This is a genomic window from Nostoc sp. PCC 7107, assembly GCF_000316625.1.
GTDB lineage: Bacteria > Cyanobacteriota > Cyanobacteriia > Cyanobacteriales > Nostocaceae > Nostoc_B.
On sequence record NC_019676.1, the window covers coordinates 5,055,007 to 5,080,181 of the forward strand.

The 25,175-nt window shown below is 41.0% G+C and carries 24 protein-coding genes; 14 read left to right on the top strand and 10 right to left on the bottom strand.

Going from position 1 to position 25,175, the window contains the following annotated elements:
• Positions 1 to 326: 326 nt before the first annotated feature.
• Positions 327 to 674: a histidine triad nucleotide-binding protein gene (locus tag NOS7107_RS21575; RefSeq protein ID WP_015115072.1), complete on the bottom strand. Its 348-nt coding sequence runs from the start codon at positions 672 to 674 to the stop codon at positions 327 to 329.
• A 69-nt stretch (positions 675 to 743) separates the two neighbouring features.
• Here NOS7107_RS21575 and NOS7107_RS21580 point away from each other — a divergent pair, with 69 nt between their 5' ends.
• The 10 genes from NOS7107_RS21580 (at position 744) to rlmN (ending at position 11,232) form a co-directional block, all read left to right on the top strand.
• On the top strand, positions 744 to 2,273 hold the full coding sequence (locus tag NOS7107_RS21580; RefSeq protein WP_015115073.1) for a YifB family Mg chelatase-like AAA ATPase: 1,530 nt from the start codon (positions 744 to 746) through the stop codon (positions 2,271 to 2,273).
• A 133-nt stretch (positions 2,274 to 2,406) separates the two neighbouring features.
• On the top strand, positions 2,407 to 3,318 hold the full coding sequence (locus NOS7107_RS21585; RefSeq protein ID WP_015115074.1) for a YihY/virulence factor BrkB family protein: 912 nt from the start codon (positions 2,407 to 2,409) through the stop codon (positions 3,316 to 3,318).
• Between the two features lie 108 nt (positions 3,319 to 3,426).
• The gene (purB, locus tag NOS7107_RS21590) at positions 3,427 to 4,722 is read left to right on the top strand and encodes an adenylosuccinate lyase (protein WP_015115075.1); all 1,296 of its coding nucleotides are present in this window, start codon (positions 3,427 to 3,429) and stop codon (positions 4,720 to 4,722) included.
• Between the two features lie 222 nt (positions 4,723 to 4,944).
• Positions 4,945 to 5,493 carry a DUF4126 domain-containing protein gene (locus NOS7107_RS21595; RefSeq protein ID WP_015115076.1) on the top strand — a complete coding sequence of 183 codons (549 nt, stop codon included), beginning with the start codon at positions 4,945 to 4,947 and terminating at the stop codon, positions 5,491 to 5,493.
• A 361-nt stretch (positions 5,494 to 5,854) separates the two neighbouring features.
• Positions 5,855 to 6,706: a prolipoprotein diacylglyceryl transferase gene (gene lgt / locus NOS7107_RS21600; protein WP_015115077.1), complete on the top strand. Its 852-nt coding sequence runs from the start codon at positions 5,855 to 5,857 to the stop codon at positions 6,704 to 6,706.
• Positions 6,707 to 6,929: 223 nt separating this feature from the next.
• Entirely contained in the window at positions 6,930 to 7,706 is a 777-nt protein-coding gene (gene cobM, locus NOS7107_RS21605) for a precorrin-4 C(11)-methyltransferase (protein WP_015115078.1), read from the top strand.
• Between the two features lie 95 nt (positions 7,707 to 7,801).
• On the top strand, positions 7,802 to 8,155 hold the full coding sequence (locus NOS7107_RS21610) for a phenylpyruvate tautomerase MIF-related protein (RefSeq protein ID WP_015115079.1): 354 nt from the start codon (positions 7,802 to 7,804) through the stop codon (positions 8,153 to 8,155).
• Between the two features lie 699 nt (positions 8,156 to 8,854).
• Positions 8,855 to 9,648, top strand: a protein-coding gene (locus tag NOS7107_RS28065) for an IS5 family transposase (RefSeq protein WP_085999800.1) whose coding sequence is annotated in 2 segments (ribosomal slippage) — positions 8,855 to 9,194 and positions 9,194 to 9,648 — 795 coding nt in all. Because the reading frame shifts where the segments join, the coding sequence is not laid out codon by codon here.
• A gap of 141 nt (positions 9,649 to 9,789) precedes the next feature.
• Complete coding sequence (locus NOS7107_RS21625) at positions 9,790 to 10,092, top strand: hypothetical protein (RefSeq protein WP_253274471.1); 303 nt, start codon at positions 9,790 to 9,792, stop codon at positions 10,090 to 10,092.
• Between the two features lie 72 nt (positions 10,093 to 10,164).
• Positions 10,165 to 11,232 (top strand): 23S rRNA (adenine(2503)-C(2))-methyltransferase RlmN, encoded by a 1,068-nt coding sequence (gene rlmN / locus NOS7107_RS21630; protein ID WP_015115080.1) that lies wholly within the window; start codon positions 10,165 to 10,167, stop codon positions 11,230 to 11,232.
• 76 nt (positions 11,233 to 11,308) lie between these two features.
• Here rlmN and NOS7107_RS29495 read toward each other — a convergent pair whose 3' ends face one another.
• Complete coding sequence (locus tag NOS7107_RS29495) at positions 11,309 to 11,491, bottom strand: hypothetical protein (protein ID WP_015115081.1); 183 nt, start codon at positions 11,489 to 11,491, stop codon at positions 11,309 to 11,311.
• A 467-nt stretch (positions 11,492 to 11,958) separates the two neighbouring features.
• Positions 11,959 to 14,277: a PAS domain-containing protein gene (locus NOS7107_RS21640; protein ID WP_015115082.1), complete on the bottom strand. Its 2,319-nt coding sequence runs from the start codon at positions 14,275 to 14,277 to the stop codon at positions 11,959 to 11,961.
• Between the two features lie 275 nt (positions 14,278 to 14,552).
• On the opposite strand from NOS7107_RS21640, the gene NOS7107_RS21645 reads away from it, so the two are divergent.
• A complete protein-coding gene (locus tag NOS7107_RS21645; protein WP_015115083.1) occupies positions 14,553 to 14,960 on the top strand; it encodes a response regulator in 408 nt (135 codons plus the stop codon).
• Between the two features lie 240 nt (positions 14,961 to 15,200).
• Here NOS7107_RS21645 and NOS7107_RS21650 read toward each other — a convergent pair whose 3' ends face one another.
• Positions 15,201 to 16,091 (bottom strand): cation diffusion facilitator family transporter, encoded by an 891-nt coding sequence (locus NOS7107_RS21650; protein ID WP_015115084.1) that lies wholly within the window; start codon positions 16,089 to 16,091, stop codon positions 15,201 to 15,203.
• A 367-nt stretch (positions 16,092 to 16,458) separates the two neighbouring features.
• On the opposite strand from NOS7107_RS21650, the gene NOS7107_RS21655 reads away from it, so the two are divergent.
• The gene (locus tag NOS7107_RS21655) at positions 16,459 to 16,812 is read left to right on the top strand and encodes a hypothetical protein (protein ID WP_015115085.1); all 354 of its coding nucleotides are present in this window, start codon (positions 16,459 to 16,461) and stop codon (positions 16,810 to 16,812) included.
• A gap of 155 nt (positions 16,813 to 16,967) precedes the next feature.
• Here the strand turns inward: NOS7107_RS21655 and NOS7107_RS28740 are convergent, their stop codons facing one another.
• Both NOS7107_RS28740 and NOS7107_RS21660 read right to left on the bottom strand, forming a co-directional pair.
• On the bottom strand, positions 16,968 to 17,105 hold the full coding sequence (locus tag NOS7107_RS28740) for a hypothetical protein (RefSeq protein WP_157374099.1): 138 nt from the start codon (positions 17,103 to 17,105) through the stop codon (positions 16,968 to 16,970).
• Positions 17,106 to 17,135: 30 nt separating this feature from the next.
• Positions 17,136 to 18,134, bottom strand: coding sequence for an RNA polymerase sigma factor, RpoD/SigA family (locus tag NOS7107_RS21660; protein ID WP_015115086.1), 999 nt, complete (start codon positions 18,132 to 18,134; stop codon positions 17,136 to 17,138).
• A gap of 323 nt (positions 18,135 to 18,457) precedes the next feature.
• Between NOS7107_RS21660 and NOS7107_RS21665 the strand changes: the two genes are divergently transcribed.
• On the top strand, positions 18,458 to 19,942 hold the full coding sequence (locus NOS7107_RS21665; protein ID WP_015115087.1) for an acyl-CoA synthetase: 1,485 nt from the start codon (positions 18,458 to 18,460) through the stop codon (positions 19,940 to 19,942).
• Between the two features lie 43 nt (positions 19,943 to 19,985).
• Here NOS7107_RS21665 and NOS7107_RS21670 read toward each other — a convergent pair whose 3' ends face one another.
• Positions 19,986 to 20,219 (bottom strand): EF-hand domain-containing protein, encoded by a 234-nt coding sequence (locus tag NOS7107_RS21670; protein WP_015115088.1) that lies wholly within the window; start codon positions 20,217 to 20,219, stop codon positions 19,986 to 19,988.
• Between the two features lie 182 nt (positions 20,220 to 20,401).
• On the opposite strand from NOS7107_RS21670, the gene NOS7107_RS21675 reads away from it, so the two are divergent.
• Entirely contained in the window at positions 20,402 to 21,607 is a 1,206-nt protein-coding gene (locus NOS7107_RS21675; protein WP_015115089.1) for a glutathione S-transferase family protein, read from the top strand.
• Between the two features lie 40 nt (positions 21,608 to 21,647).
• Here the strand turns inward: NOS7107_RS21675 and NOS7107_RS21680 are convergent, their stop codons facing one another.
• The 3 genes from NOS7107_RS21680 to NOS7107_RS21690 form a co-directional block, all read right to left on the bottom strand.
• The gene (locus NOS7107_RS21680) at positions 21,648 to 23,897 is read right to left on the bottom strand and encodes a DUF1796 family putative cysteine peptidase (protein ID WP_015115090.1); all 2,250 of its coding nucleotides are present in this window, start codon (positions 23,895 to 23,897) and stop codon (positions 21,648 to 21,650) included.
• Between the two features lie 329 nt (positions 23,898 to 24,226).
• A complete protein-coding gene (locus tag NOS7107_RS21685) occupies positions 24,227 to 24,571 on the bottom strand; it encodes a hypothetical protein (protein WP_044500216.1) in 345 nt (114 codons plus the stop codon).
• 215 nt (positions 24,572 to 24,786) lie between these two features.
• Complete coding sequence (locus NOS7107_RS21690; RefSeq protein WP_015115091.1) at positions 24,787 to 25,092, bottom strand: putative quinol monooxygenase; 306 nt, start codon at positions 25,090 to 25,092, stop codon at positions 24,787 to 24,789.
• Positions 25,093 to 25,175 lie beyond the last annotated feature (83 nt).

A 25,175-nucleotide genomic window follows, 5' to 3' on the forward strand; every position in this document is an offset into this window, starting at 1 on the left:
GATATGATTTACGTACAAAGTTTTGCTGTCGAGATTGGCTATGAGGAGAAAAAATTAAGGGTTTGGGTTAAGGGGTATAGGTGGGCAAAAAACCTTACACCCTTCAACCCTCATACCCTTATTAGGCGTTGCATAAATGCGGGATGAAATCATAAAATTCTAATTTTCAAACTCTTGCTCTTTGCGCCTTTGCGCGGCAGTCGGTTCTCCTAATCGGAGACGCTACGCGAACAAGTCGGGAAACCCGCCCAACGCGCTGCCTTGCCTTTGCGTGAGACAAAAATCATCCCCTCAATCAGCAACGCCCCTTATTAAAATGGGAAACATTAACCAGGCGGCCAAGCCATTGGTCTTCCTCCTAAAATATGCAGATGTAAATGGAAGACAGTTTGACCACCATCAGCGTCAGTATTAATGATAACGCGATAACCATTGGTTAAACCAGCTTCGGCGGCTACACGCTTGGCGGTTAATAACAGATGTCCTAACAAAGCTGCATCTTCAGTTTCCGCCTCAGCTAATTTAGCTATGGGTTTTTTGGGAATGACGAGGATATGAACTGGTGCTTGGGGATTTACATCTGTAAACGCTAAAGCTAAATCATCCTCATAGACAATATTGGCGGGAATCTCCCGACGAATAATCTTACTAAAAATTGTGTCTTGATTAGTCATTGGTTATTTGTTATTTGTCATTTGCCAATTGTCAATAATAAGACGGACGGATGACTAAGGAATAAAATAATGTTGGCGAGAGTCTGGAGTGCATCAATTGTTGGCATCGATGCGGTAAAAGTGGGGGTGGAAGTCGATGTATCGGGGGGATTACCAGGAATTATTGTCTTGGGGCTTCCAGATAGTGCGGTTCAGGAATCGAAAGAGAGGGTGAAGGCTACCTTAAAAAATGCTGGTTTTGCCTTTCCGATGCGGAAAATCGTGATTAACTTGACTCCAGCAGATTTACGCAAGGAAGGCCCTTGTTTCGATTTGCCGATTAGTGTGGGTATTTTAGCTGCTTCTGAGCAAATTCATGCTGATTTATTGGGAGATTATCTATTCTTGGGTGAGGTTTCCCTCGACGGGAGTCTTCGGCCTGTGGCTGGGGTTCTACCCATCGCCGCGACTGCCCAAAAAATGGGAATTACGGGTTTAGTTGTCCCGGCTGATAATGCCCAAGAAGCGGCTGTGGTAAAAGGATTGGCTGTTTATGGTTGTCAAAGTATATCAGAAGTAGTTGATTTATTAAATAATCCAGGACGTTACCAACCTGTAAAGATAAATGATGTAGTCGAGACAGTACAAGTATCTTATCCTAATGCAGATTTGCACGATGTTAAAGGACAAGCTCATGGACGGCGGGCTTTAGAAATTGCAGCAGCAGGCGGACATAATTTGGTATTTGTCGGGCCTCCCGGAAGTGGGAAAACAATGTTAGCTAGACGCTTGTCGGGGATTTTACCACCGCTGGAATTTTCCGAAGCATTGGAAGTTACACGGATTCACTCTGTTGCTGGCTTATTAAAAAATCGTGGTTCCTTAGTGCGCGATCGCCCTTTTCGCAGTCCCCACCATTCCGCATCTGGCCCTTCTTTGGTTGGTGGCGGTAGTTTTCCCCGTCCTGGGGAAATCTCGTTATCTCACAGAGGTATATTATTTCTCGATGAACTCACGGAATTTAAGCGTGATGTTTTGGAATTTCTGCGTCAGCCTTTAGAAGATGGTTATGTCACCATTTCCCGCACTAGACAATCTGTGGTTTTTCCCGCACAGTTTACTTTAGTGGCGAGTACCAATCCCTGTCCTTGCGGTTACTACGGCGATACTATTCAACAGTGTACCTGTTCGCCCAGACAACGAGAACAATATTGGGCAAAGCTTTCTGGGCCTTTGATGGATAGAATTGATTTACAAGTGGCGGTGAATCGATTAAAACCAGAGGAAATTACCCAACAACCGATGGGGGAATCATCAAAATCTGTGAGGGAAAGAGTACAACAAGCACGCGATCGCAGTATTCATCGCTTCCAATCAGAAACAAGTCTGCGGTGCAATGCTCAAATGCAAAGCCGACATCTGCAACTATGGTGTAAGTTAGATGATGCTAGTCGTTCTTTATTAGAAGCTGCCATCAATAAATTAGGTTTATCAGCGAGGGCGAGCGATCGCATTCTCAAAGTTGCTCGTACTATTGCAGATTTAGCCGGAGATGATGATTTGCAAGCTTATCATGTTGCTGAAGCTATTCAGTATCGCACTATCGATAGAATGTTGTAAAAAGTTTACGTATAAATAAATTCTGTCTTCAGGAAGCTGGATAAACCCCTTTAGGAAGATGTCGCTATTTATAAAATCAGTATCAAATATATCAAGGAAGAAAGCGATATCCTCCAACAAGGAGACTAGGTAAATGAATTTTCAGGCAATTGTGGGGCTGTTTCAAGAAACTTTTCAAGAATGGAGTGAAGATAAAGCTTCGCGTTTAGCCGCAGCATTAGCTTATTACACGATTTTTTCCATCGCACCGTTGTTGATTATTGTCATTGCGATCGCTGGTGCCGTATTTGGCGAAGAGGCGGCGAGAGGTGAAATTGTCCGGCAAATTCAAGGTTTAGTCGGTAGAGATGGAGCCGAGTTTATCGAAATAGCTATCCGCAACGCCAGCCAACCAAAAACCGGGGCGATCGCTTCCATTATCAGTATTTTACTCTTACTTTTAGGTGCTACAGGCTTATTTACTGAACTTCAAGATGCTCTAAATACAATTTGGGAAGTTCAACCCAAACCCGGAAGGGCGATGAAAAATGTTGTGCGTCAGCGTGCTTTATCTTTTGCGATGATTTTGGGTATTGGTTTTTTACTATTAGTCACACTGGTAATTAGTACAGGTTTAACAGCAGTAGTGGGTTATTTTAGCAACTTACTCCCAGGTGTGGATATTCTTTGGCGCATCCTGAACTTTTTACTTTCTTTTACAATTAGCACACTACTTTTTGGGTTAATTTTCAAAGTTTTACCAGATGTCAAAATTACCTGGAATGATGTGTTAATTGGTGCTGTCATTACTTCACTTTTATTTTCTTTGGGTAGATATTTATTAGGTCAATATCTTGGTAATAACAGTTTTGGTTCAACTTACGGTGCAGCGGGTTCACTAGTAGTCATTCTCGCTTGGGTTTATTATGCCGCCCAAATTCTCTTTTTTGGCGCAGAGTTTACGCAAGTTTATGCGCGGAGATACGGTAGTGGTATTCGACCGACGCGCAATGCCATACCCATGAATAATAATGGTCAATCGAAACGCATCAAAAGCGATCGCTGATAAATATTTTCTCAAACTGTAACCTGTCCCCCATAACCTATTCCCTTCTTCTTGTCTATCTAGGCTAATTAGACTGTAAAATATGACAGTTGTATTCTGCCGCGAACGTTGATTGAGCGTTATACCTTGCCCGAAATGGGCAACCTGTGGACTGAATTTTATAAATTCCAAACCTGGCTTCAGGTAGAGATTGCAGCTTGTGAAGCCCAAGCTGAACTGGGTTACATTCCCTCTAGTGCAGTTGCGGAAATCAAAGCTAAGGCTAATTTTGAGCCTCAGCGGATTCTCGAAATTGAAGCGGAAGTCCGTCATGATGTCATCGCTTTCTTGACAAATGTCAATGAATATGTTGGTGAAGCGGGACGTTATATTCACCTAGGCTTAACCAGTTCTGATGTATTGGATACAGCTTTAGCACTGCAAATGGTTGCTAGTTTGGATGTAATATCCCAAAGACTGGCAGATTTGATTGAGGCAATTCGTCACAAGGCACGGAAACATAAAAATACCGTGATGATTGGGCGATCGCATGGTATCCACGCCGAACCCATCACCTTTGGTTTTAAGTTGGCTGGGTGGTTGGCGGAAGTATTGCGTCATCAAGAAAGGCTGAAAACTCTCCGGGAAACCATTGCTGTGGGCAAAATTTCCGGTGCGGTGGGAACTTATGCCAACATTGAACCCCGTGTGGAAGCGATCGCCTGTGAAAAACTCGGACTCAAACCGGATACAGCTTCCACACAAGTAATTTCCCGCGATCGTCACGCCGATTACGTACAGCAATTGGCATTACTGGCGGCATCCATTGAACGTTTTGCTGTGGAAATTCGCAATCTGCAAAAAACAGACGTTTTGGAAGTTGAAGAATTCTTCGCCAAAGGCCAAAAAGGTTCCAGTGCAATGCCCCACAAACGCAATCCCATCCGTTCTGAAAGATTAACGGGGATGGCGCGTTTGGTGAGAAGCCATGCAGGTGCAACCTTAGAAAACGTGGCTTTGTGGCATGAACGGGACATTTCCCACAGTTCTGTAGAACGGGTGGTATTGCCAGACGCGTGTATTTTGACGCACTTTATGTTGGTAGAAATCACCGACTTAGTGACAAATCTACTGGTGTATCCTGAGAACATGGCGCGAAATCTCAACTGTTATGGCGGTGTAGTCTTCAGCCAAAGAGTGCTACTCACCTTAATAGACAAAGGTTTAAACCGAGAAGAAGCTTATGCGATCGTGCAACAAAGCGCCCACGCTGCTTGGAATCAGCCAGAAGGACATTTCCACGACTTAATTAGTCAAGATCCGCGAGTTACAGCAAAACTCTCACCCGCAGAAATTGAAAAGTGTTTTGATCCGCAGCACCATCTCCAGCATTTGGATGAAGTTTACAAGCGCTTGGATATTTAATTTTTCCCCCCTTTCGGGGGGATTTAAATAAAGAATGCTGAATACTCTTATTTTTACTTAGCACGGGCTAAACGCCCCGCTACGCTCTAAGCGCAGCTATGCCCACAGAGCTTTACAGCACCCAGTAAGGTAAAAATCATCGTTAAATCATTTCTCTTTGTGCTGGAATTTTTATTAGCCCTGGGTAATATAAAGAACAAATACTTATTTACAATTGCCCTAATGGTTGAAATATTTGCCATACTTTCTGCTTCTGCGGCAGCAGGGTTAAGAATAGGCATACCCCTATTAATTATCGGACTGTTGCAGGGCAGCAACTTGTGGTCACAGACTCCAATTTTATCTCACATTTCCCCGCAGATTTTGTTAGTTATTCTCACCAGTTGGTCATTATTAGAATTCTTTGGTAGCAAAAAACTGCTGGGACAAAGAGTAATACAAGTAGTTGAGTTATTTTTATCTCCACTTGTGGGGGCAATTATGGGTTTAGCTGTCGCTTCCGCCACAACTACACCTGCTTGGTTGATTGCCTTAACAGGTGGATTATTAGCCTTAGTATTACAACTTGTGCAAATTGGTTGGTTTTATCGCTTGCGCGGCTTACCTTTGTGGGCAGCTTTTTTGCAAGATACCCTCTGTATTGCTTTAGTGTTGTTCGCCTTTGGTGCGCCTTGGCAAGGAGGATTAATTGCTTTGATATTGCTGTGGTTTGCCGTGCGTAGTGCTAAACAATGGTATGACTGGCGTTATCAAAAGAAACGTATTTATTAATCTAGTAATATTACAACAAAATTCAGAATTTACAATAATAGGCTTTGATATAGTAATCATATTTCATTTTTGAAAAACAGAAACGTTATTCTGCTACGTTTCTACTTTTTTTATGAATGTTTAACCCAAAAACTAATATACCTGAACTTGGGCTAAACCATAGAGAACTTCTCATTTTTTCAACGCTCAAATCTTGATGTAGCCGTCATACACCCTACGGAATTAAACTGGACAGATATCTGGTGAGTGTGAATCTCTATAAACAAAACCTGCTCTAATGGTTTATAGACATAATTCCCCTACTAGTGATAGGGTTGTCAGTTGCTCAAGCTAAACACTGTAGTTATCTAGGTAGTTTTGCATGGTACTGGATATCTCTTCTTTGCCGTTGGCATTTCAATTCACTTCCCCAGGCCCGATTTTGGTGAAAATTGGCCCATTAACTATCCGCTGGTATGGCTTGTTGATTGCTACGGCGGTGTTAGTGGGTGTTAGCCTTTCTCAGTACTTGGCAAAGCGCCGTAATGTTAATCCAGAGTTGCTGAGTGATTTGTCAATTTGGCTGGTAATTGGGGCAATTCCCGCAGCAAGACTATATTATGTTTTGTTTGAATGGGCAGAATATGTCAAGCGCCCAGAAAAAATTATCGCTATTTGGGAAGGTGGTATTGCGATTCACGGTGCAATTATCGGTGGAACAATAGCCGCCTTAATTTTTGCCAAACTCAAGCGAGTTTCTTTTTGGCAATTAGCAGATTTAGTTGCACCTTCTCTAATTTTAGGACAGGCGATCGGGCGGTGGGGCAATTTCTTTAACTCGGAAGCTTTTGGTAGTCCGACTAATTTACCTTGGAAGTTATATATTTCCCCAGAACGCCGTCCTTCTGGATTAGAAAATTTTGAATATTTCCATCCCACCTTTTTGTATGAATCACTGTGGGATTTAATGGTGTTTGCCTTGCTGTTAAATTTATTTTTGCGAGGTGTGTCTGGTAAGCTACGCCTAAAAACAGGCACTTTAATTATGGCTTACTTAACAGCTTACAGCACAGGTCGCTTTTGGATTGAAGGTTTACGCACTGATAGTTTAATGCTGGGGCCGTTGAGAATAGCTCAAGTTGTGAGTTTAACAGGCATTCTCGCTGGTTTAGCTGGTTTAGCTTGGTTGTATTATCGTAAACGTCCTTTACCTGATGTGGTTGCAACTGAATAAGTAAAAAGTAAAAAGTAAAAAGGTAAAAATTTTGAATTTCTTTATTAAGCAAAAATAAAAAATGCCCCAGATTTGATTCTAGGGCTTAACCAGGGTGCATCTACCATTCCACTCTTCTATAGTTAGAGGGTTAATCCGGAAGGATACTGAGAAAATGCCAAAAAATTTTTTGGAGAATTTTTTTGTTCCGGGTAAATACGGAGAAATAATATAAGTTTTTTGTATGGAAACTCAGCTAAATTTTCTAAAAGCAGCCGTTTATATTGTAGGTGCGGGGCCGGGAGACCCTGATTTATTAACTGTTAAGGCACAAAAGCTTCTCTCTAGGGCAGATGTAATTTTATTTGCTGATGCTTTAGTTCCTGAACAAATTTTAAATCTGTGCCGACCAGATGCGGAAATTATTCCGACTGCGGATAAGACTTTAGAAGAGATTGTAGCCTTGATGGTGGAACGGGTGCGATCGCAACAAAAATCTCTGGTTCGTCTCCACTCTGGCGATCCCAGTCTCTACAGTGCTGTTCACGAACAAATGCAAATGCTGGCTGATGCTGATATTCCTTTTGAAGTTGTCCCAGGAATTAGCGCCTTTCAAGCAGCCGCAGCCAAACTCAAGGTAGAATTAACAGTCCCCGGTTTAGTTCAAACTATCATCCTCACTCGCATCAGCGGGCGTACCGAAGTCCCATCAACAGAAGAGTTAGCCAGCCTCGCCGCCCATCACGCGAGTTTGTGTTTGTATCTCAGCGCGCGTCATGTCGAAAACGCCCAAGCTAAATTACTCGAACATTACCTCAGTGATACCCCTGTGGCGATTTGCTTTCGTCTATGCTGGCCTGATGAAAAAATTCGGGTTGTCCCCCTCACCCAAATGGTGGAATGCACCCAGCAAGAAAATCTTATTCGCACCACGCTTTATATAATTAGTCCTGCACTGAAAGCGGCAAACGGGCGATCGCACTTATATAATCCTGAATATCATCATTTATTTCGTGCTTAACCATTTATCAGTTTCCTCATCTTTGCGTTCTCTGCGCCTCTGCGGTTAGATAAACTTAACAGTGGAAATAAAGTCAAAAAGTCTAATTCAGTACTATGCCATTAATTAAAGTACAAACTTCAGTATCTGCACCTGCAAAACCTGAAGTTGAGACGATGCTGAAGAGTTTGTCAGGGAAATTAGCCAAACATTTAGGTAAACCAGAATCTTATGTGATGACAGCCTTTGAAGCCGATGTTCCTATGACTTTTGCGGGAACTACAGACCCGGTTTGTTACATCGAAATTAAAAGTGTTGGGATGATGAAGCCTAACCAAACTGAAGCAATGAGTCAAGATTTTTGTCGGCAGATTAATCAAGCTTTAGGTGTACCACAAAATCGGATTTACATAGAATTTGCGGATGCTACAGGTGCAATGTGGGGCTGGAATAGCACAACATTTGGCTAGTTTTGGAAAAAATTTAAGTAGGTCGGTTTTAAAAATTGTCGTTATGACAAGGCAGGAGGCAGGAGGCAGAAGGCAGGAGGGAAGAGGTTTTCAAGCCACTTTACTTTTCGTTACATAGTTCTGTTTATTTGCACCGTTCTACTTACCTAGTTGTATTTAAATAGAGATGTGATATTACAGACAACCACGGGAATACTACTCAATACCCGGATTTCTCACCACACCTCGAATGGAGGAGTAATGAGTAGTGAGTAAGGAGTAATGAGTAAAATTCTTAACTTATTACTTATTACTCATTACTTATTACTTATACGCAAAGCAGCTTGTGAGAAATGCGGGAATAATGTATCTCCTGTGGTGTCTCTAATTACGAATAGTTTTATCAAAACAGAATTTAGGAGTCAGAATTCAGAATTGAATTCTATGCGACTGGCGGATAGCGATTCTTCTTCAAGAGTTCATCTAATCTTGATGAAATTACTAAGACTTTATCTGAATTTAAGGGTTTTTTCTCTTAAAAATCCGAAAAATCCTAAGTTAAATTTGAAGCTGAGAGTAATCAAACTTTAGGACTGATTATGAACAACTTTTATCAGATACAAAATAAGAGGCTATTTATAAAGTAAATCTAAAAGCGAAAAGAAAAGAGTTATGACAACGATAAGATACATTAAACGTAGTGTATTTACATAGTTAGGTATGGCGCGAAAGTCTTACCCCACAGACTTAACAGATATGGAGTGGGAAATCCTAGCCCCCTTGATTCCACCAGCGAAAGAAGGAGGACACCCGCGCACAACTGATATGCGGGAGGTATGCAACGCTATCTACTATCACCTGAAGACAGGATGCCAATGGAATATGCTTCCGGGAGACTTCCCGCCCAGCTCAACTGTATACAACTACTACCGCAAATGGCAGCGCAAAGGGGTATGGGAAAAATTAAACCATTCATTACGCGGTCAGGTTCGCTTAAAATTAGGTAAATCAACACAACCCAGCGCCCTCGCCGCAGACAGTCAGTCAGTTAAAACTGACCAAAAAAGGGGGATGTGTACGGTTTTGATGGCGGTAAAAAGGTAAAAGGGCGAAAGCGACAGACTTTGGTTGATAGCCTGGGATTATTGTTGAAAGTGGTTGTAAGTGAAGCAAATGCCCCAGAGCGAGTGCTTGCTGCCTATGCTTTGATGGAATTGTTAGAGGAGCGTCCTGAATTACTTGAGAAAGTTGAAGTTTTATGGGTTGATTCCGGTTATGACGGTGATAAGTTTGCTCTTTGTGTTTGGTTGATGATCCAAGCTCATGTTGAAGTCATACGGCGTACCGAGTCAGAATTTCAGGTTTTACCGAAACGTTGGGTAGTCGAAAGAACATTTGGGTGGTTTAACCAATATCATCGTCTCAGCAAAGATTATGAGCGCCTACCCGAAATGAGTGAAGCTGCTATATATGCTGTTATGACTCGGATTATGTTGCGTCGTCTTGTCGTCTAAAGATTTACTTTATAAATAGTCTCTAAGTCTTTTTCGCTAATTTTAGCTACAGCTTCACTACTAGCAGGAATTGTCGGCTTATCTTCATCTGCGAGTGCAGCACAATTAGAATCTACTCCAGTTTCAGCAGTTAATAATCAGATGATTGCAAAAACATCTGTTTGCCCTCGCTATGCAGGTGGTGGACGGTTAGAAGCTTATTTTGAAACTACTAATTTTTATATTCATATTTGTAGTAAAAATGGCAACCTGTTTTATACAGGGATTTCTAAGTCAACTGGTAAAGGTATCCGTTCTCTCCGTGCTTACTCCGAAGAAGGTACAGGATATGTGGCTACGAATAACAATTATGAATATGTAGTAAATGGTGCAGGCTTGGAGATTCTCAAAAATGGTCGGGTTATCCAAACAGACCGAGTAATTAAATATGTAAGTGGATATTAAAATCAAAGATGCAATTTTTTGGCGTAACAGCTTAGGATAGAGATCCAAGTCTCAACTCGTAAGTCTTTTCCTATGTCTGCTACGCCATCAATTTCTCAAGTTAAATCACCCGCCCCTAAAACATTAGAAATTCCTCCCCTACTCGGTGCTTCGGTTAGCGAGTTAACTGCTTGGGTACAGCAGCAGGGACAACCAGCTTACCGAGGTAAACAATTACATGATTGGATTTATCATCAGCAGGTGCGATCGCTTGCTGATATTTCTGTGTTTCCCAAACAATGGCGTTCAGAAATTGCAGATATCCCTGTTGGGCGTTCCACTATCCACCTCCGCAAAGTTGCACCAGATGGTACAGTCAAGTATCTGCTGCAATTAGCTGATGGGCAAATTATCGAAACTGTGGGGATTCCCTCTGATAGGCGGTTAACTGTGTGCGTTTCTACCCAGGTGGGCTGTGCAATGGCTTGCGATTTCTGCGCCACTGGTAAAGGTGGCTATAAACGCAACTTAGCCCGTCATGAAATCATTGATCAGGTGTTAACTGTACAAGAGGACTTTGAGGAAAGAGTTAGCAATGTGGTGTTCATGGGATTGGGTGAACCATTGCTAAATGTTGATAATGTCTTAGGTTCAATTACATCTTTAAATCAAGATGTGGGGATTGGACAGCGGATGCTAACTGTTTCTACAGTCGGAATTCGCAATCGCATTCGTCAATTTGCCCAACATAATTTGCAAGTTACCCTCGCGGTGAGTCTCCACGCCCCTAACCAAGCACTCCGTGAAAAACTTATCCCCAGCGCCCGCTTTTATCCTCTCGAAGATTTACTGGCTGAATGTCGGGAATATGTAGCCATTACAGGCCGCCGTGTCACTTTTGAATATGTCTTGCTGGCTGGTGTGAACGATTTACCAAAAAACGCCTTGGAATTATCACAATGTCTGCGAGGATTCCAAAACCATGTTAACTTGATTCCCTATAACCCAATTCAAGAAGTTGATTATCAACGTCCTAGTAGCGATCGCATTCAAGCTTTTGTAAATGTTCTCCAACAGCAAAACACTGCTGTCAGCGTTCGCTATTCTCGTGGTTTAGAAGCTGATGCAGCTTGTGGACAACTGAGAATGACTAAAAAGTAAACTGAAGTTTGAAGTATAAAGTATGAAATTAACCCACCCATACTTCACTATTCTTTTGCTTTTTGCCTTTTTACTTTTACCTTTTACTTAGTTGAATTCCAGGGGCGTAAGCTTCAATCACTTTGCCAGTACGTGTGCAACTAATCATCAAGTAATCACAACTTGAGCATTGTGTCCGCGTTACTTCGCTATCTAAAATATAATAACGCTCTGCTTTATTACCACAATTTGGGCAGTAAATACTTTGTACTGTGTGCATTTTTAAACCCCTGGATGTAACTATTTTTTAACTTTTAGAAATGTTGGTTTAAACTTCGATATTAGGTTTAAACAACTTAACAAACTGCCAAAAGATTGGCTGATTTTCTTAAGAAAAACTTTAGCTAAATAAACTTTTACAATGCCTTGATTGATTATTCTAATCTGTAGGAACTTTTATCATCTCACTTTAGATATATAAATTCACTGAGAAGTGGGTTGTACTTAGAAATGAGATGATCCCTATGATTAAAACTTTGAGAGAGCTTTATTTTGCGTCATTTCAAATTTTTTACATACTTATTTATGTATTCAAAAGTTAATCACCAAGGATTACTGTATATTTGGTAACAAAATCTTAATTTTAAACTTTGCTTAATCTTTATGAAGATGATAGATCAATTAGTCATCACTGATTTTGACTGCTGAAATTATGCGTCAATTATTTGTCATATTTTCAGGTGAGATTTATTGCCAAGGTAACTTGATACTGAAGGTAGAACCTTGTCCTTCCCCCAGGCTGAGAGCTTGAATTGTGCCACCATGAAGTTCGATTAAATAGTGAGCGATCGCTAAACCCAAACCTAAACCCCCTTGTTTGGGAATACGATAATCTTGGCGGTAGCGTTCAAAGACGAATGGTAAGAATTCTGGACTAATACCAATACCTGTGTCGGTGACAGTGATTTCAGCATGATATTCATGTGGAAATAATTTCACGTTTATTTGTCCACCATCTGGGGTAAATTTAATGGCATTAGAGAGTAAATTACCCAGAACTTGCAGTAAGCGATCGCCATCACCAGTTATTGCAGGTATGGGCTGATCAATCACACATTCCAGATGAATATTTTTTGCATTGGCGGCTGGGTAAGCAGTCTGAATAGCTTCGCGGACAATTGCGCCTAAGTCCACTGGTTTCAACTCTAGGTGTAACTTTCCGCGCAAAATTTGAGACATATTCAGCAAATCTTCTAAAAGTTTTGCCTGAGATAGAGCATTGCGCTCAATTGTTTCTAGCGCACGGTTGACACGTTCTTTGTCAAACTCCTTAGTCCGCAGTAATTGCGCCCAACCCAAAATTGCATTTAAAGGCGATCGCAAATCGTGTGATACCATCGCCACAAACTCATCTTTAGCGTGGTTAGCAGCTTCTGCTTCCGCACGGGCTGTTTGCTCTAATTGCAATAGCTGTTGACGTTGTATTTCTACAAGTTTGCGCTGAGTGAGATCTAGCACAAAGCAAACACAATAACCTGGCTTATCTGTACCATCAATGCGAGCAATTCCCAAAAGAATTGGCATACGCGTACCGTCTTTGCGAAAATACTCTTTTTCAAAAGGAGTACAAACTCCCGCAGTTTGTAATTCTTGAACTTTTTGCTGATCGAGGGATTGATATTCTGCTGGAGTTAAAGTATCCCAACGCAGATTTTCTGTTTTCAATTCTGCACGAGTGTAACCTAACATCTCTAAAAAAGCATCATTGGCTTCATATATCCGACCGCTAAAATCACCGAAATAAATGCCAACGATATTCGATTCTACGATTCTGCGGAACTTCGCTTCACTTTCGCGCAGAGCAGCTTCTTGATATTTGCGATCGCTAATATCGGTTGTACTCCCAACCGCCCGTAATAGCTGTCCATTTTGATCTCGTGTAATCACTCCCTGATCCAGCACATACCGATACTGGTTATTTTTATGCCGGACTCTATACTCTAGAGCATAGTAGTCATCATTAACAGACATCTTCTCGAAAGAACTCTGCAATAACTTCCTATCTTCAGGATGTATTTTTTCCATCCACCATTCTTGAGTCGGTTCTGCTTCTTGTGCAGAGTAACCTAAGATGCGAGTTAAACCTTCTGTCCTCTCAACTGTATTTTCTGGGATATTCCAGTCATAGATGAGACAATTAACCGCTGCTGCGGCTAGTTGAAAACGCTCATTACTTAAACTTAGCTGTGCTTCAGTTTGCTTGCGGTTAGTAATATCATAAGCTGTCCCAACAATTTGGCGCGGTGAACCATCATCATTTCTGATAAATACAGTATCTCGGCTGTAAAACCAATGCCATCGACCATCAGCATGGCGCATCCGGTATTCAAATTCCAGAATTTCGCTATCTTTCACCGTAGCAATTTTTTGCAGATGCAGAAAGAACAAAGGTAAATCTTCTGGATACATTAACTTAATCAAAAATTCCTGACCCAAGTCTTGAATTTGTTGGCTACTATAACCAAGCAGTTTATTAACCTGACTATTTAAATAAAGATTGCGCCGTTCTAGCAAATCATAAACATACAAAATTCCTGGTGTTGTTTCAGCTATGCGTTCAATGAACTGTTGACTTTCGCGCAAACGTGCTTCACTTTGTTGTAGTTCTTGGCGCAACTTTACTTGCGCTATTGCTGAGTGGATAGTTGAATGCAAACGTCCTGCTGTTGTCTGTCCTTTGACTAAATAATCATGAACACCACTTTTCATCGCCTGAACAGCAATAGCTTCGTTACCATAACCAGTCAACATCACCACGGCTGGTATGACTTTTTTTGCTAGTTTTGGCAATTCTGCTAGAAACTCTAGCCCATCCATATCTGGCAATAAAAAATCTAATAAAATACAATCTGTCTGAAATTGGCGATATAGTTCTAGGGCTTCCTCCCCCGATTCTGATTCGAGAATGGTGTAACTATATTCCTGGTCTTGCAGCAGATAACGACGATAAACCTCGCGGTCTTCGGGGGAATCGTCGATGATTAAAACGGTCAGCGATTGCACCATGACTTATTGCTTGCAACATCAGGGATAATCACAATATCTAACTACTATAGGACTCATATTGGATTTTTGAAATCTACGTAGGGTGTGTTACAGCTTACGCATAACACACCTTACATCTACTTGTGACAATTTAATGTGATGCTACAGGATGAAATGAGGTTTTTTTACGTAAAATCTAGTGCGATCGCAGTAAAATTGTCAATAGTATAGTTGCTCAGGAAAAATAACAATTTCAATTGGAAAAATCAACATTTTTCAAAGTTAACGGAGATTTTATGGAAGCTCCTCTACCTCTTGCTGGCTTAAATGTTTTGGTAGTTGATGATGATGATGATAGCCGTTTTTACGTCACTACTGTTTTAGAATCAGATGGAGCTAATGTTGTCGCAGTGGCATCAGCCGCAGCTGCACTAGCAGCGTTGATTAAGCTACAGCCAGAAGTTTTGGTATGCGATATTGCAATGCCGGAGGAAGACGGGTATACTCTCATTCGCAAAGTGCGATCGCTTAAACCAGACCAAGGTGGACAAATCCCAGCAATTGCTTTAACCGCCTACGGTGATACTGAAGATCGTGTCCGTGCCTTAGAAGCAGGTTTTCAAACTCATGTTGCTAAACCAGTTGACCCAAATGAACTAGTAGAAATTGTCGCCAGTTCAGTAATTAACGGTAAAAATTATTAGGTTACAGGTGTTGTGTAGTTAATTTGGTTTTGTGACAAATGACCATTGACCCTCCGAATTTTAGATTTTAAATTTTGGATTTTGGATGAAAAATTTTTTGGGTTCATGCCCCATCCCCTTGTGGGTGGAATAAATCTAAAATCTAAAATCCCCAAGCTACATCCCTACCCTACGGTAACACTTTGTATATATGGGTGCGGTTAATCTAAAATCTAAAATCCAAAATTGATTGACCATTGACTAATTAAAGCTAATTTGCTCAGATTGATATTCTGGCGGCTCGACGTGAATGAGAATTCTCACAGGATGAAAGCGTTCTTCCAATAGCCTTTCTACATTTTCCGTAATGCAGTGTGCAGTTTTGACATCTGGTGCATCTACAGTTAAGTGCATTTCAATGAAAACCTGCCTACCCAAAATACCTCTAGAAGCAATATCATGACAGTTCATTACTCCCGGTACAGAAGTGGCGATTTCATGAATGGCTTCTGGTGCGATCGCCATTTTATCAACTAACCAAGGTAAATTAGCTTTTAACACTGACCAACCACTCCAAAATACCAACAAAGCCACAGGAAAAGCCAACACTAGATCTAGCCATTGATAACCGAGCCAAACTCCTATCAAACCGCCAATCACCGAAATTGTCACCCAAATATCGCTCATAGTGTGCATAGCATCAGCAATTAAAATTGGGCTACCTACCTGCTGACCTACTTTCCGTTCGTAAAACGCTACAAAAATATTTACTCCCAAAACTATGAGCAATAACCATAACTCAGGCGGTGAAATACGTACTAGATCACTACCTTTGATAATGCGCTCTATTGCTCCTTGAAGAATTTCAAAGCAAGCTATACCTAAAAAAGCAGCAATTCCTAAAGCTCCTACCGCTTCAAATTTTTGGTGTCCGTAAGGATGTTCACGGTCAGGATGTGGCGAAGAGAAGTTACTAGCAAATAATCCTAAAACATTATTGGCACTATCTGTCACACTATGCAAAGCATCAGCTGACAGGCTTAAAGAACCAGTCCAATAACCCACAACTGCTTTTAACCCCATAACAAACAAGTTGAGCAGTAGGGTAATGATTAAAACTTTTCTTACAGTATTCCGATTATCGTAAATCATAGATATTTTTAACAGCAAGTTCTATGACTTCTAAGTGTAAAACTTAAAACGTTAATCAGAGAACATGACTTTTTGCTTAGTTATAATTATTGTCTATATTGACTGAAATAATTTAGATAACTTGTTGCAATTAATTTTAATTAATGACGGCTACAAGCTTAGTAATTAAGCATAATGAAGGGTTGATTGGTAGTTATTTTTATCATTAATTTATCAAAAATATTCATTAATTTTATTTTTAGATGAATCCTTTCGTCAGTTCACATCAGTGAGTAGGAGCGCTAAAAGTCTGTAGACAGAGACTTAATCTCAGCCAAGATCAACTTTCCGGTAACATGAGGTAAGTATCAAAAATTTAATCAAGCTCATGTCTTCAAATCCTTTGACATTAAACTTAGTTGAAGGTTCTGTCTCCTTCAGTTTTTCAGCCCAAGCCGCACGAGAATTAAAAGCGGCGATTGACCAATTAATGGAGGGACTGAAAGCTGTCGCAGCTAAACCTGCTGCTGGTGGTGCTAAAATCACTCCCCAACCTCCCTTAGAATACCGTTACACTGGCGAGGTATTTTTAGAAATTTTCTGCAATCCAAACATCTGGCCTACTCCCTTTGCAGCCAAAGTTCTCTTGACAGTGCGTGATGTCACCATCCGCTTAACTACCGAAACTGAACTAACTCGGCTAATTGAAGACATTAACCAATATTTAGAGCAAGTGGGATAAATAAGCTAGACTTTTGCAGTCATAGGAAAAATTAGGCATTTCAGGGTGTAAGGGTTTTGATTACTTACACCCTATACCCCTATACCTAGGACTTAAAAGTTTAGTGGCGGTAATGGTTTTCCTTGTGTTTTAGGAACATTCAAATCCTGAAACAACTACTTAGTGAACTTTTCTGGTAGTTTACCTTTACCATTTACATAATTAGCTTCTCCGGTAGGTGAGACATAGATGCGGTAGCCAATAGTATTTATTGAGCCACTGTTAATAACAACAGCAACGTTGTTGGGTACCAAGGCTATTTAGCCCGTCGATGGAGTCTACCATTAACTGGCTAAATAGCCACTGATTTTATCTTTGTGTCGTCGTAGGGTCATTAAGGCTTGCAGTTCTAACTGTCGCACGCGTTCTCGGCTAATACCCATACGTTGTCCAATTTCAGACAAAGACAGTGTATTTTCGTTTGTTAAGCCAAATCTTAATGTTAATATTTCTCGCTGCTGGGCTGTTAATTTTGACAATAAATCGTGAATATTTTGTTGTAAAAAACTTTGGTCAGCATAAGATTCTGGAGACAACCCATCATCTTCCAACATATCATGTAATTCTGTATCTCTTTCTGGGCCAACTCGTAATTCTAAAGATAAAGGCTGCCGCGCTAAGAGTAAATAATCTCGAATTTCTTTGGGGTCTAAAGATAGTTCTGCGGCAATCTCAGTTGTGGAAGGCGTATGACCCAATTTTTGCGCTAGTTCACGTTGAGTACGCTTAATTTTGTTCAGTTTTTCTGTAAGATGAATAGGTAAGCGGATAGTACGTCCTTGTTCGGCGATCGCTCTTGTAATTGCCTGACGAATCCACCAATAAGCATAAGTAGAAAATTTGTAACCCCTAGTAGGGTCAAACTTCTCCACGCCTCTTTCTAAACCTAAACTTCCTTCTTGAATTAAGTCAAGAAAATCTAAATTACGTCTTTGATATTTTTTGGCAATAGAAACTACAAGTCGCAGATTAGCTCTAATCATTTGCTCTTTGGCTTGATATCCCTGCTGTAGTTGTTGCAATAATTCTGATTCACTCAGTTTGATATATTCAGCAAATTCTAATTGTGTTGGTTGACGATTTAATTGAATAACTAATTTTTCTTTGGCAGTAAGTAAGCTCATCATTTGTTGAACTTGCTTACCAAAATTTATTTCTTGCTCATGATCTAATAACGGGATGCGCCCAATTTCATGCAGATAAGTACGTACCAAATCCTTATTAGATAAAGATTTACGATTTTGATCGCTTAAGCCGATAGATTGATTAGATAGATAGTTCATTTTTCTTTAATCTTGAGCAAAATTTCTGGATTTAGGAAAAAATGGCTGGCATTCCAAATATCAAAGGTTAAGTATTCGCCAAAATTTCTTCTAGCGATGACTAAATACGCTTGTCTATTTCCGAATTAACTTTTCTTAAGGTAAGAGCTTGATGTGACAGAAATTTGTCAAAGAGTTGAATAATTCATGTCTATTACAAGGGAACATGACAAGAAAAAATAAACTTATTGTGGAAAGAAGTCAAAAAAGTTCAAAAAAAACATTTGAGATTGATATATGCTTTCAGTAATTAGACTGAATTAAGCATAAATTGGTAAACGAAAGTGAATCTCCCTTTAATTACTCGCGCTGAAGAACATAACGAGAGAACAGCGATTATTACAGACGCAGGAGCATTTACCTATCAGGATTTGCTTTATTTTTCCAGTCAAATAGCGACAAGTCTTTTGCAGAATGTAGAAGATTTAGCAGAACAACGAGTGGCTTTTCTCATCCCTGCTGGGTTTGAATATGTAGCGACTCAGTGGGGAATTTGGCGTGCTGGCGGAGTAGCTGTACCTCTTTGTATTGTCCATCCGCGACCAGAATTAGAGTATGTGATGAAAAATTCTGGCGCATCGATGATTATTGCTCATCCGCAGTTTGAGGATATATTACGCCCGATCGCCACAGAACACAATTTGCGATTTATCCTTACCTCCGACGCACTCCCAAATTATATTGCTCGGCTTCCAGAAATAGATACGACTAGACGGGCATTAATTCTCTACACTAGCGGTACAACAGGCAAACCAAAAGGTGTGGTGACAACGCACCAAAATATTCAAGCGCAAGTAACTAGCTTAATCACAGCATGGGAATGGACATCAAGCGATCGCATTTTACACGTACTCCCCTTACATCATATACATGGCATTATTAACGTACTGACTTGTGCTTTGTGGGCTGGGGCAGAATGTTACATGTTAAGCAAATTCGATGCTGAAGTTGTGTGGAATCGAATTTGCAATGGTGATTTAACTTTATTTATGGCAGTCCCGACAATTTATGTAAAATTAATCGCAGCTTGGGAAAACGCCTCTAGTGAACGCCAACAAAGCATGACAGTAGGTTGTGCAGAAATGCGCCTGATGGTTTCTGGTTCCGCCGCTTTACCAGTGCAAGTTTTAGAAAAATGGCAAAAAATTAGCGGTCATTTTCTTCTAGAACGCTATGGAATGACGGAAATCGGTATGGCGTTATCAAATCCTTTACATGGTCAACGTCATTCAGGCTATGTCGGTCAGCCTTTACCGCAAGTCGAAGTGAGATTAGTTGATGAAAATGGAGAGTTAGTCCCACCAGGAACACCAGGAGAAATTCAAGTCAAAAGTCCTGGAGTATTTTTAGAATATTGGCAAAACCCCCAAGCAACCGTCAAAACCTTTCAAGATGGTTGGTTTTGTACAGGTGATCTCGCTGTAGTTGAAAACGGTAACTACCGCATTCTCGGCCGAATGAGTGTAGATATCATCAAAACTGGTGGCTATAAAGTTTCCGCTTTAGAAATTGAAGAAGTGTTAAGAAACCATCCAGATATTCAAGAATGTGCAGTAGTGGGAGTTGCTGATCCTGAGTGGGGTGAGAGAGTTTGTGCAGCGTTAGTATTGCATCCACAACGTCAGTTGAAATTAGAATCTTTGAGGAGTTGGGCAAAAGAGCAGTTAGCAGTTTATAAAGTCCCAACTAAAATTTTGATAGTTGAGGAACTACCACGCAATGCGATGGGGAAAGTGACTAAGCCCACGGTGGTTGAGCTTTTTCGTTAATTTTTAAAGCCTCATACCATTTTGGGTATGGGCTTTTTGAGTGCTAGGTTAAATTACTTGCTTTCTCAACTGCTTCCTTTAACTCTTCAAAGGTAATACTACCGTCTTCGTCGGCATCATACTGTAATAGTAAATCCTGGGGGCTACTGGTGTTTGTTTCTGATGAGATGACTGCACTTAAGCCAGGACTTAAAAAAAGCTCATTAATGGAGACTTTGCCATCTTGATCGCGATCTAACGTATTAAAAAGAGATTGAAGCTCTTGCTCGGTTGCCATAAGTATTCCATCTGAATTAATCTTTTACTTTAATATTTCTAAATTCAACAAACTTATATCCTGAGAAGTAGAAACATGTATCGCTGGGGCTTAAATTTAGTGAAATATTCTATCCCCTGTTCTACCCGTTCTATTAATCTCGCAGTATAAGATTACATAATTGTGCCTACGCAACACAGCCTATGACTACCGCACCTTTAAGTTGGCAAGAACTACAAACTCTCACTGACTATCAAATAGATACCGTTAATGGTCTGACCAATGCTAAAGCTCGGTTGCGCTTGTTTGGCAAGCCCGAATCTGATGTGCGGGTAACGCTGTACCGCGATAACCACGCCTGGTGTCCTTACTGTCAAAAAGTTTGGTTATGGCTAGAGGAAAAACAGATCCCCTATCGCATCGAAAAAGTCACAATGTTTTGCTATGGAGAGAAAGAAAGTTGGTACAAACGTAAGGTACCATCAGGAATGCTCCCGGCGATCGAGCTAGATGGAATAATTATTAAGGAAAGCGATGATATTTTGATCGCTTTGTCAAAGGTTTTTGGGCCATTGAGCCAAGGGATGGAAGACTCCCCGGTGCTTCCTCTACGTCAATTAGAACGACTTTTATTTAGAGCCTGGTGCGCTTGGCTGTGTTATCCAGCAATTTCCTCTCAACAAGAAAAACGCAACCGAGAACAATTTATTGGCGTGGTGGCTAAGGTTGAGGAGGCTTTAGGTTGCACCCCAAGCCCTTATTTTCTAGATAACTTCGGTATCGTTGATGTCATTTTTACGCCATATCTCGAACGGATGAATGCCAGCCTTTACTACTACAAAGGTTACTCCCTGCGAGAGGAAAACCCTCGTTTGAGTGCATGGTTTGCGGCAATGGAAAGCCGACCGACTTACCGTGGTACTCAGAGTGACTTTCACACCCACGCACATGATTTACCGCCCCAGATGGGGGGCTGTTGGGAAAATGGCGAACCCCAGATGCTTCTGAATAAAGCGCGGGTAGATAACGGCCCCTGGTTCGGGCTACCAGATGTTACTTATCCAGAGCCGGAAAACTCGCGGATGGAAGCTCTTCAACGAACTATTGAGCATCGCGTCAATATTATCAGAGTAAACCCCTTAGATGATCAATTGTTTGATCAAGCCCTACGTTGTGCTTTAACATACATGATGACGGATGAAGAGTGTATACCTCCATTGGGATCTGATATCGGTCTACGATATTTGCGCGATCGCATTAATGTTCCCAGGGATATGTCCATTTATGCAGCCAAGCGATTGAGAGAATCTCTGGAGAAAACCGCAGCCCTTGCTGGTGATGGACAGCCAGACCCCATTCCCACTCAGCACCGACGAGATCAAGATCCGTCTAACTTTGTGAGAAAGTAAAATGGGAAAACCCAAGTAAGGGCAAAAGAGCTTAAAGTTTTCATCCCTTAATGGGTACGTTGGGGGGACACCAAAACAGGTTTTTGCTAGAAATACCCACAGATTCTAGAATTTTACACATAATCTCTGTGCAGTACATCCAGTGTTCTAAGTCGTCATACATGAGATCGGGATTAAACTCGACATTGTAATGCAGCACATTTGGGATGTCTAAAAATTCGTCAGAGTCTTGAGGGGAAAGCAGCAAAAGTTGAAATGGTTTACCTTGGCATTGTTTTTCTAGTTTATTCAACAAATCTATCACGCCACCGCGATCGCAAATGCCAGTGCGAACAAAAAGTGCTTGGTCGCAATTTTCAATTGTGTACCAAAACCGATCAGAACGGGCTGTATAACGTACACGCATCCGTTCATGTACGGGAGACATATCGTTTATCGGGTCGTCGGTTTCTTCAACTTCGTGGGCAAAGGATAAACCAGACCATTTGCTGTGGTAAATTCTGCCTGCTTCTGGATTGTAATGCAGGAAGTTAGGGTTCCACATATCATAAAAGCGATTTTCGATGATATCTGCGATGTCGGCAATCTTGGTGGTGCGCGTTAAATCAAAGGGAAAAGCCGGGCCATCATATTCCATTTTATACAGCATCATCCGCACTGCACAGCGATCGCCCAATGGTAAAATTGCCACGCGACTAATGTCTGATAATTTACATTGATATTGAAATAGCACCGCCGATTGTGGTGGGAGTTTCACCCGACTTTCTAAACCCTGATGACCAATCATCATCGTCCGGAAAGGAATATCGGGATGTAGTGGGTCTGCATAAACACCTGCTGGCATATTTTTGAGGGCGTTTCGTACCTCTTTCCACATGGGATGGATGTTGTATTCGTGGTCTGATTCGTTGATTACCCAGAGGTGGTGTTCATCTTTTTGCAAAATTCCCAGATACCCATCATAAAACAAAACTTGGGAGTTGTTTGGCGCAAATAGATTGAATGAAGCTGTATATTCTACATCAGCACTAGGGGGTATTTCTACTGTTGTGGCGATCGCGCCATCTTCTTGTACTGCAAAGAAGGGGAGTGTTCCTATCTGGGGATTTTTAGCAATGTAAATACCTGGGAGCAATCCGGCTTTATTTTGCAATACAGTTTGGAGTTCTTGCCAATAAGGGGCAATGGTGTAACTGTATTTTGATGGATTACTGATTCGTAAACCCTTCTCTGCAATACAAGCACAAACATAAAACCCCGCATTATCAAGATAAATCGGGATTTCGTTCGGTTGCCAAAAATGTTGGTTTTCTTTGGCTAATTCGGCTTTGTCGATGTCAAATAATTGCAGGTTAATCGCCTCATACATCAAGCGATGACCAATGGTGTTGGGATGCGCCGGGTCGAAAGATATACCATCACGCCAGCGTCCTTGGCCATTATCTAACACTGCCAACCAATCCAAAATCGGCACACCCCAATTTAACATCCGATTGTGTGTTTCTTTTAATAGCCAATAATGCTCAGGAGAATAATCGCCATTGGGATAGACACTTCCCAAAATCGGCCGCGCTCCTAGTTGGCGCGTCATTTTGACCAACTGCTGCAACCCGCTTTCAAACCGCCTTTGGATTGCTCGCCGTTCGTGAGGGGAACAATAAGCTAATCCTTCATTACCGAGAGATAAGGCAATAATTACTACATCTGGTTGTTCTGGTGTCACGACAGCGCCAAAGCGGGCGATTGTTCTGCTGATATTGGCTCCCACCTCAGAAACATTGATTACTCTGTGGTCATATTTTTGCTGTAAAGCTTGCGCTAGTTGTCCAACCCAACCATCTAACAACCAGGCTTTATGACCCAAGGCGACAGAACTACCAATGACGACAATTTTTAAATTTTCTTCTCCCAAAATTTGTTTAACAGGAGTCGGCTGCTCAATATAACCGAAGGGATAAGGCTGCAAATAACCGAATGCCCCATCATCCACAACAATAGTATCTGAATGCTGATGATTAATCGGCAGCCAACGATCAAACCCGAAACCTTCCCATTCACACCAACTTTTGGCATCAAAACGGACATATTTATATTCTACTTTCTGGCGATCGCCTGATTCTCCAGATGGCTGAATATCAATTTCGTCTGTCCACCATAAAGGATAGCGATCGGCACTCGTGCGGAGGTGAATACATCTAGTAATATCCCACAATCCCAACTCGGAAGTAGAACCAACCAGAGCAATGGATTCACCAGTTTGTGTATATGCACTCACCTGGAATCGATACATAGATTTTTTATTGATTTAAGAATAAAATTCCAGAAATTAGGCTGAATTGTGAGATGTTTTGACAGTATCACATACTACATCTCAACATCCGAAAAGCTTAGGATAGCTCGTTACGCTTCGCTCACACAGGTTAGGTATATTTCAAATATCATATTATCAGCCTTTTATTTGTCTCTGAAATTTAAAATTGGACTTAGAAATGGCTGATATTTTGCTTCATAAATTATGAATATGGTTGCTAGATTATCTTATCCTAGATTAATTTAAAAGTAGTTCATATTCTATTTTCAAAAGTTTATTGATAAGCATTACCAAAGCTTAATTATTAGTTAATCTGGTGTACTGCTAAATCGCTTAACTCCAGGTATTTCTAACACTAAATCAGCGCCGTAAACATGAGCCGGGGTTTGAAATCCTGGCTTTACTTCACCTTGGATGATGTGTTGGAGAACTACTACAGCAGATAAAGCCGTAAAATTGTATGCTTCCGGTCCGATGAGTGTCGCTGTGACTTGACGACCAGATTTATCTTCTGCAATACCAACAACTCCAACTTTACCTCTAGCGCGTTCTGCTTCACTTGGCCCTGGTGGTAATTTTTTAATTAAATTAGCTAAGGTACTTTGAAATAGTGATGAGCTAAATAACCAGCCTAAATACTGGCTGCTTTCCATGAGGAAACTTACAGAGGCTAGTGCAGGGCGGTTTCATACAGTCAGAAAAAAAAGATTACTGTGTTTCAAAGCCTCTCCCACCGTGGGGGAGAGGTTTGGAGAGGGGTCACAATCTCTGCCATAAAACGAGAAATCAGGACTTATGGATTTTTCTGTTTTCCTATGAAACCACCCTGCCCCTTTTTTACCCTAGGGGGATCTAAACTTAATTTGACTTAATGATTCACAATCTGCTGCCATAACTTAATTTCCGGCGGCTCTACCAAAAACTCTTCAGATTTAGCACCAAGCGCCCGAATATAAGGCTGCTGTAAATGCAGATATAAAATTTCTTGACTAGCCCAATTTTCATGCAGCAAAAACACAGAAGGGTCTTCTGTAGATTGATGTAAATCATAATTAATACATCCATCTTCAGCACGAGTTAGCGCAATCACCGGCGCAAATTCTTCTCTCAATCTATCTTCTAAACCCTGCTTTACTTTTAAACGAGCAGTAACTGTAACTTGTTGACCTGACATTTAGATTCTCCTATGTAGATAGATGAGAGATTAATCAATTTAAAAATCACAAGTAAAAGGTAAAAATACTTTTATCTTTTGCT

Excerpts from the sequence above, each read along its gene's own strand:
- NOS7107_RS21575 (WP_015115072.1), bottom strand. The coding sequence starts at position 674 with ATGACTAATCAAGACACAATTTTTAGTAAGATTATTCGTCGGGAGATT.
- NOS7107_RS21580 (WP_015115073.1), top strand. The coding sequence starts at position 744 with ATGTTGGCGAGAGTCTGGAGTGCATCAATTGTTGGCATCGATGCGGTA.
- NOS7107_RS21585 (WP_015115074.1), top strand. The coding sequence starts at position 2,407 with ATGAATTTTCAGGCAATTGTGGGGCTGTTTCAAGAAACTTTTCAAGAA.
- NOS7107_RS21595 (WP_015115076.1), top strand. The coding sequence starts at position 4,945 with ATGGTTGAAATATTTGCCATACTTTCTGCTTCTGCGGCAGCAGGGTTA.
- lgt (WP_015115077.1), top strand. The coding sequence starts at position 5,855 with ATGGTACTGGATATCTCTTCTTTGCCGTTGGCATTTCAATTCACTTCC.
- cobM (WP_015115078.1), top strand. The coding sequence starts at position 6,930 with ATGGAAACTCAGCTAAATTTTCTAAAAGCAGCCGTTTATATTGTAGGT.
- NOS7107_RS21610 (WP_015115079.1), top strand. The coding sequence starts at position 7,802 with ATGCCATTAATTAAAGTACAAACTTCAGTATCTGCACCTGCAAAACCT.
- NOS7107_RS21625 (WP_253274471.1), top strand. The coding sequence starts at position 9,790 with ATGATTGCAAAAACATCTGTTTGCCCTCGCTATGCAGGTGGTGGACGG.
- rlmN (WP_015115080.1), top strand. The coding sequence starts at position 10,165 with ATGTCTGCTACGCCATCAATTTCTCAAGTTAAATCACCCGCCCCTAAA.
- NOS7107_RS29495 (WP_015115081.1), bottom strand. The coding sequence starts at position 11,491 with ATGCACACAGTACAAAGTATTTACTGCCCAAATTGTGGTAATAAAGCA.
- NOS7107_RS21640 (WP_015115082.1), bottom strand. The coding sequence starts at position 14,277 with ATGGTGCAATCGCTGACCGTTTTAATCATCGACGATTCCCCCGAAGAC.
- NOS7107_RS21645 (WP_015115083.1), top strand. The coding sequence starts at position 14,553 with ATGGAAGCTCCTCTACCTCTTGCTGGCTTAAATGTTTTGGTAGTTGAT.
- NOS7107_RS21650 (WP_015115084.1), bottom strand. The coding sequence starts at position 16,091 with ATGATTTACGATAATCGGAATACTGTAAGAAAAGTTTTAATCATTACC.
- NOS7107_RS21655 (WP_015115085.1), top strand. The coding sequence starts at position 16,459 with ATGTCTTCAAATCCTTTGACATTAAACTTAGTTGAAGGTTCTGTCTCC.
- NOS7107_RS21660 (WP_015115086.1), bottom strand. The coding sequence starts at position 18,134 with ATGAACTATCTATCTAATCAATCTATCGGCTTAAGCGATCAAAATCGT.
- NOS7107_RS21670 (WP_015115088.1), bottom strand. The coding sequence starts at position 20,219 with ATGGCAACCGAGCAAGAGCTTCAATCTCTTTTTAATACGTTAGATCGC.
- NOS7107_RS21675 (WP_015115089.1), top strand. The coding sequence starts at position 20,402 with ATGACTACCGCACCTTTAAGTTGGCAAGAACTACAAACTCTCACTGAC.
- NOS7107_RS21680 (WP_015115090.1), bottom strand. The coding sequence starts at position 23,897 with ATGTATCGATTCCAGGTGAGTGCATATACACAAACTGGTGAATCCATT.
- NOS7107_RS21685 (WP_044500216.1), bottom strand. The coding sequence starts at position 24,571 with ATGGAAAGCAGCCAGTATTTAGGCTGGTTATTTAGCTCATCACTATTT.
- NOS7107_RS21690 (WP_015115091.1), bottom strand. The coding sequence starts at position 25,092 with ATGTCAGGTCAACAAGTTACAGTTACTGCTCGTTTAAAAGTAAAGCAG.